This window comes from Clostridium sp. AM22-11AC (genome assembly GCF_003473545.1).
GTDB lineage: Bacteria > Bacillota > Clostridia > Lachnospirales > Lachnospiraceae > Enterocloster.
Genome location: NZ_QUCM01000044.1, coordinates 1 through 6,929 on the forward strand (window position 1 = coordinate 1; position 6,929 = coordinate 6,929).

Below are 6,929 nucleotides of genomic sequence, written 5' to 3' on the forward strand. Positions count from 1 at the left end.
TCATAGAAGGACCTTACTTAGGTTATTTTACAGAAAAAGTTTCATAGGCTCAACGAATCAGAATATATTCAACAAAAACGTCATTCTTTTTTAAATCGTTATTATAATGGTAAAATAACAGCTATGATATCCTCTTATCTCGAAGATGATGCATTACCTACAACAGAAATAGAGGAACTCCGTTCCATTCTCACAAAAATGTCACAAAAAGGAGGAAAGTAATATGAGTGATTTTATGATACGCTTTCTCATTTGTAATTTATGGATTAGCTGTATCATTGGAATCCTTTTAGTAGTTAAAAAATTATTCAAAAAAATTTTAACTAGCCGTATGCAATATAATTTATGGTTCTTATTATTTATATTGTTGTTAATCCCTTTTGTACCATCAAAGCCAACAAAATTTTTTTCCATATTTGCGTTATTTAGTAACATTCCACAATCAGAATTACCAAATAATGATATTGTATCACATACAACCAATGAAACAATTTTTGAAAATAATATGAATTGGATGAATGACTTTACACTTTCTATCACTCAAGATACATCATCAATATTTGGATTGATTTTAGGAGCTGTTTGGATTATAGGTGTACTAACAATGATTATTTTGGTTACAAAATCAGTTTTACGCTTACATATGTTAAAAAAATCCGCTCTATCTTTGCAAAATGTTGAAGTACGAAAAATTTATTATAGTTGTTTAGATGAGATGAATTTAAAAAAGGATATCCCCATTTACAGTACTGCTTTTTTAAAATCTCCCATCATCGTTGGTATTTGGAAACCATGCATTTATTTGCCGATACATTTGATTTCTGATTATAATACTTCTGATTTACGATATATGTTGCTACACGAGTTACAACATTACAAATATAGGGATAATATTACTAACTATTTTATGATTCTTATTAGAATTATTTATTGGTTTAATCCTATTGTATTGGTTGCGCTAAAAGAAATGTGTCATGATAGGGAAATTGCTTGTGATAGTTCTGTATTAAAAATGCTTGAATATAAGGACTATATTAACTATGGAAATACATTGATTAATTTTGCTGAAAAAATTTCTACCACTCCATTTCCATTTGTAGCTGGACTTGGCGGAAATATGAAGCAAATTAAACGCCGTATTCTTAACATTGCTTCTTATGAAAATCCTACCTATTGGAAACGAATAAAAGGATTGATTGCTTTTTTAATGACAGCTATTTTACTTTTTGGTTGCTCTCCTATGTTGTCCACATATGCATCGGAGGAATGCTATACTTGGGATACTTCCTCAAAAAAGATTACGCTTGTAGATCTCTCATCATATTTTGATGGGTACAAAGGAAGTTTTGTGCTTTACGATTTACAGAAAGATAATTGGAATATATACGATATAGAACAGGCAACTATACGAATATCTCCCAACTCTACTTATAAAATATATGATGCTCTATTTGCTTTAGAAGAAAATATTATTACTTCAGAAAATTCTTTTATTTCCTGTCCTCAACAGAATTATCCATTTGAATCATGGAATGAAGACCAAACTCTGTTTTCTGCAATGAATTCTTCTGTTACTTGGTATTTTCAAGCTTTGGATGCAAAGTTAGGTAAATCTAATTTGCAATCTTATATTGAACAAATTGGATATGGAAATCAAAACATAAATGGAGAACTTTCTTCATATTGGATGGAATCCTCCTTAAAAATCTCTCCTATAGAACAGGTAGAACTTTTAACGTCATTATACTTTAATGATTTTGGATTTACGCCAGAAAACATTCAAACTACAAAAGAAAGTATCCAGCTATTTTCAGATGTTAATTGCACAATTTATGGTAAAACTGGTACTGGATGTATTGAAGAAAAAAATGTAAACGGTTGGTTTATAGGTTTCGTGGAATCTAAAAATCATACATATTTTTTTGCAACAAATATTCAAGCTATAGATAATGCAACTGGCAGTATTGCATCTGAAATTACACTTTCTATATTATCTGATATGAATATTTATAAATTATAAAAGTAACAATCATATAGATAGGAAAAAACAACATAACTCAATCAGTTTAGTTCAACACAATTCTTTAAATTGATAAAAGGATGGTACACAAAAAGATAAACTACCCATATTGTGTGGACAGCATATAAAAAACATTCTTGTTAAGATAATAATATTTGAGTTAAAAACAGGAGTGGCAATGCCACTCCTGTTTTTAACTGGACATACTTATGGTTATAAAAAATGACTAACAGATATAAAATATCCTGTTATATATACATATAAGAAATATCTATTACCCATTTTCTGTGTCAGCAACTTTCTATCCATATTTCTTCATAAATTGCATGATTGTTTTCGAAAATCATAATATCCACAGCAAGATACCTAAAAGAAATGATACATCATTGATAATGTATCGCATACTCTGTGTCTGTATATAACCTCATATTGCACCTGTACTCTCACATCCGTTCTTCTAATCGCAGAAAATTCCGTAAAAGTTCATTTTTCATCTTCAGGCACTCAATTTCTTACTGATATTCTCTGATACTAGCTGGTTCTGTCTGTTTTTTAGGACGTCCTCTGTATTTTAGCAGAAGCCCAGCAATAAGACGAGTCTATTCCCGATTATAGTAATTGATTCAGTTTTCAATTTGTCGAATCTCTAATTAAAAGTATTTTACAAGCTTACGGATTGGTTTTTCCTACTTTACACATAGCAATCAGCTTTGGTTCAATTATTTGATATGCGTGTATTTACTTTTTGCTATAACAAAACCTGCTCATATAATCAAGTGTTTTTTGTTGAAACCACAGGCTCCTTATGTGATTCTATTATTTTAAATAAGGGGGCTTTTTGTCATTGTCCGTTTTTATTGGTTCAGTTCACTTTTTATGCTCAGATACAATAGGAAAAATTATTTTAAATTTTGCTTGACTTTTAAATATTACTATTGTAATATTTAAAGCGTGCTTCACACAATAGACTTATTGCTATATTTTCTCAACTAAAATTTTATATTGACAAATACATATAGAATTCATTTTATTTATAAAGAGAGGTGACAAAACATTTTCAAAATCTTAATACAAATATGTTGAGAAAAGATAAACTATGTTGGATTATAGTTCGTAAGCACAACTAAAATGAATGGTTTACTAAATTTAACCTAAATAAAGAATTATATATTGTGACAAATACAACTCTCATATCCTTTAAAATGTAAATACTACTATTTTATTATGGATTTGCAATGAAAAACTTGAAAGGTGGAGATAATATATTACAAATGCATAAGTTAGCTATATGAAATGATATAAATGCTTCAAAAATTCAAAATTCTATGTATAATCTATATTTTAGGAGGATAAAGTTATGAAACACAACAAAATTACCATAAGTATTTTAATGATCTTTGTCATATTATTATCTGTTGGATGTAGTAATAATCAAGAAAACATTTCTGATGGCAATGAAAATGTTAATGCAGATTATGATTTTCTATTTCAAGAACTGGAAGAAAAATATGATGCTACATTAGGAATTTATGCACTTGATACAGAAACTAATAAAGAAATTTCTTATAATGCAGATGAAAGATTTGCATACTGTTCAACATATAAAGCTTTAGCTGCCGGTGCCATTTTAGAAAAATACTCTATTGAAGAACTTGATAATGTAATATATTTTGAAGAAGAAGATGTTTTATCTTATGCACCAGTTGCAAAAGATAAAGTAGATACTGGAATGACTATTAGAGAAATATGTGATGCTGCAGTTAGACAAAGCGATAATACTGCTGGAAATCTACAATTTACTCTTCTTGATGGACCTAATGGTTTTAAACAATCATTAAGTAAAATTGGTGATACTGTAAGTGAGCCTTCTAGAATAGAAACTGAATTGAATGATGCTGTACCTGGCGATATAAGAGATACTAGTACTCCTAAACAATTGGCTTTAAATTTAAAAGAATATGCAACTGGAGATATATTGTCAGATGATAAAAAAGAGATTTTTATAGATTGGATGTCAAATAATGCAACTGGTGATGAATTAATTCGCGCTGGTGTACCAAGTGATTGGATTGTGGCAGATAAAAGTGGTGCTGGTTCTTACGGAACACGAAATGATATCGCTATTGTAACACCCCCAAATAAAAAACCTATATTTGTAGCTGTACTTTCAAAAAAAGCAGAACAAGATGCAGAATATGACAATAAACTGATAGCAGATGCCACAAAAATCATCTTTGATTTAATATCATAAAAATTGATTCACTCAAAAATAAATTAATATACCAAAATACAATTACAAAAGTTTTATCTTAGAAACTCTCAAAAAGAACCATAGATAAGATTCTTCTATGACGATATAGGTGAAATACTTGAATTCAAGCATTTCACCTTTTTTGTAAGGATATGTAGAAAAGTCTATAAATAAGGATGCTTCTATAACAATTTGGAATACTTAAAATTAGAGATTTGAACCTTATGTTATAAATACTATCTATCTAACGGGTATCGATAACAGGCGGCTTTTCAAACATTTTAACCAAGATATTGATTTACTCTGAAATCCTATTTCATATATAATACTCAGTTTATCATAGTTCTGCGCTCAGTTCCGAATGGTATTAGTTTACCTTTTGCTTGCTTCGAAAGTAAAGCAATATAGTATCTTTAGCAAGGCAGTATTGATTTGAAGTACACTCCTTTGCTTATTTAGCTTTCTATAGGTCGCATTCAAATATTCCACCTTGTTTGACGACAGATTTCGGCATAATAGGTTTGATGAAAAAGCCTTTAAACACATTTTAAGAGGTCTAAAAATTCAAGTCGTTAAAAAAGTGATAGTGATAATAGATAACACCAATTAAAATGCAAAAAAACTTTATCTTTCTTTCGTTTTTTATGTTTTTTATTCAACCGGAGAAATTGATAAAGCTGGATATTACTACAAATTAGAAATATAAATCTAATCTATCAAATATGGAGGAATGACTATGAAAAAAATATTTGCACTTGCTTTTTGTTTTGTAATGAGTAGCTTTGTTTTGGCGGGCTGCTCGGGAAAAGCGAACCTTTTGAGAAAAAAAGTTTTACGCCGGATACAAAGGTCAACGAAATAAATCTTGATGTGAGGGACAGAGAAATTGAAGTAACACTATCTGACGACGAACAGGTGCATATCCAATATTCTGAAAACAGCAAAGAGTATTATGATATTTCTGTTTCCGATGGAAATGTGCTGACTATGGTAAATGCCAACAACAAAGAATGGACGGATTATATCGGGGGAAAACCCTCTACCAAAGATCGGAAAATCGTATTACAAATGCCGACTACACTTCTGGATACTGTTACGCTATCTACGACAAATGAAGATATATCACTTCCAGTATTGGCTGTTACGGGAAGCATTGATATTTCGACTAACGACGGAAACATCACTTTTGAGAGCTTAGATGTAGGAAATACCTTGACTTTGACCGTTAAAAATGGGGATATTTCTGGCATGATTGGAAGCAGGTATGAGGATTTCGTCATTCAATCAGAAGTCAAAAAAGGTGATAGCAGTTTGCCAAAACATAAAGATATTGGTAAAAAAACACTAAAAGTACTTTGCAATAACGGTGATGTTGATGTTACGTTTGTGGTATAAATAAAAAAATATAAAGACAGGAGAAAAGATAATAATGATAACAAAGAATAAATTTTATTTGAAAATGATATTTACAGCATGTATATGTGCAATTATTTTAACTGGCTGTGGTAGTAAGTATACTGTAGAGGAAAAAAGCTTGGTTGAAAACCAAAAAGAAAATCAAGAAACACTGGAAAATGGAGTAAACAGAACTTCTATGGAAAAAAGTATGGAATTTTCCGATGAAAGCACAGAGAAAATACCAGAAATAGTAGAGGTAGACTGGTCAGAGTATTTTAATGGATTGAATGGAACAGCAGTTATATATGATGCATCCAATAAAAAATATACAATTTATAATCGTGATCTTGCAATTACAAGAAGTTCACCATGTTCGACATTTAAAATTATTTCTTCTTTGATTGCCTTAGAAAACGGAATTATTGAAACGGAAAACTCTACTAAAACATGGAGTGGTGAAATATTTTGGAATGAAGATTGGAATAAAGATATTGATTTTCAAGAAGCTTTTCGTACTTCTTGTGTATGGTATTTCAGACAGGTCATTGATGATATTGGAGAAGATTTAATGCAGAAGGAATTAGATAAGCTCCAATATGGTAATTGTGATATTTCTGATTGGGAGGGACGATTAAATACAAATAATAGTAATAGAGCTTTGACGGGCTTTTGGATTGAATCTTCTTTAATGATTTCACCCAAAGAACAAGTGGAAGTAATGGAGCATATCTTTGGAAAAGAATCGAATTATTCAGAAGAAACACAGAATACATTAAAGCAAGTTATGCTTTTATCAGAGGTTGATAGTACTGACATTTCTATATATGGAAAAACCGGAATGGGAAAAGTCGATGGTATTGTTGTTGACGCTTGGTTTACAGGGGTTGCGGAAAGTAAAACAGGAGATGTGTATTTTTGTGTGCGTCTTGGAAGAACTGATGGTATGAATGTATCCAGCACATTGGCAAAAGAAATAGCAATCGATTTGGTTCAAATAACATTACAATAAATACAAAATGAAATATAGTTAACTAGATAGTGTCTACACGAGTTTATGCCAAAATTGCACACCAATGGCAATGCAATAAATTTGCACTACTGCTAGAAATAATACTGTGCTTTCGCACAAAAACACCTCACTTCACATGTAGATAATCTAATTAAAATCAAATACGAAATGCTAAACCAAAATGCTACAATTACTGCAAGGAGCCTATGAAACTTTTTCTGTAAAATAACCTAAGTAAGGTCCTTCTATGA

General features: G+C 30.4%; 4 protein-coding genes and 1 pseudogene. All 5 read left to right on the forward strand.

The features are described 5' to 3' along the window. Positions 1–48 precede the first annotated feature (48 nt). Positions 49–222 (forward strand): annotated as a pseudogene (locus DW251_RS17515) (BlaI/MecI/CopY family transcriptional regulator); the annotation flags it as partial. A gap of 1 nt (position 223) precedes the next feature. Beyond that, positions 224–2,020: a BlaR1 family beta-lactam sensor/signal transducer gene (locus DW251_RS17520; RefSeq protein WP_002575561.1), complete on the forward strand. Its 1,797-nt coding sequence runs from the start codon at positions 224–226 to the stop codon at positions 2,018–2,020. Positions 2,021–3,377: 1,357 nt separating this feature from the next. Further along, complete coding sequence (gene bla, locus DW251_RS17525) at positions 3,378–4,271, forward strand: class A beta-lactamase (RefSeq protein ID WP_002575559.1); 894 nt, start codon at positions 3,378–3,380, stop codon at positions 4,269–4,271. An 858-nt stretch (positions 4,272–5,129) separates the two neighbouring features. Continuing rightward, entirely contained in the window at positions 5,130–5,666 is a 537-nt protein-coding gene (locus DW251_RS17530) for a DUF4097 family beta strand repeat-containing protein (RefSeq protein ID WP_279217561.1), read from the forward strand. A gap of 34 nt (positions 5,667–5,700) precedes the next feature. Continuing rightward, positions 5,701–6,678 (forward strand): penicillin-binding transpeptidase domain-containing protein, encoded by a 978-nt coding sequence (locus tag DW251_RS17535; RefSeq protein WP_002593573.1) that lies wholly within the window; start codon positions 5,701–5,703, stop codon positions 6,676–6,678. Positions 6,679–6,929: the final 251 nt, after the last annotated feature.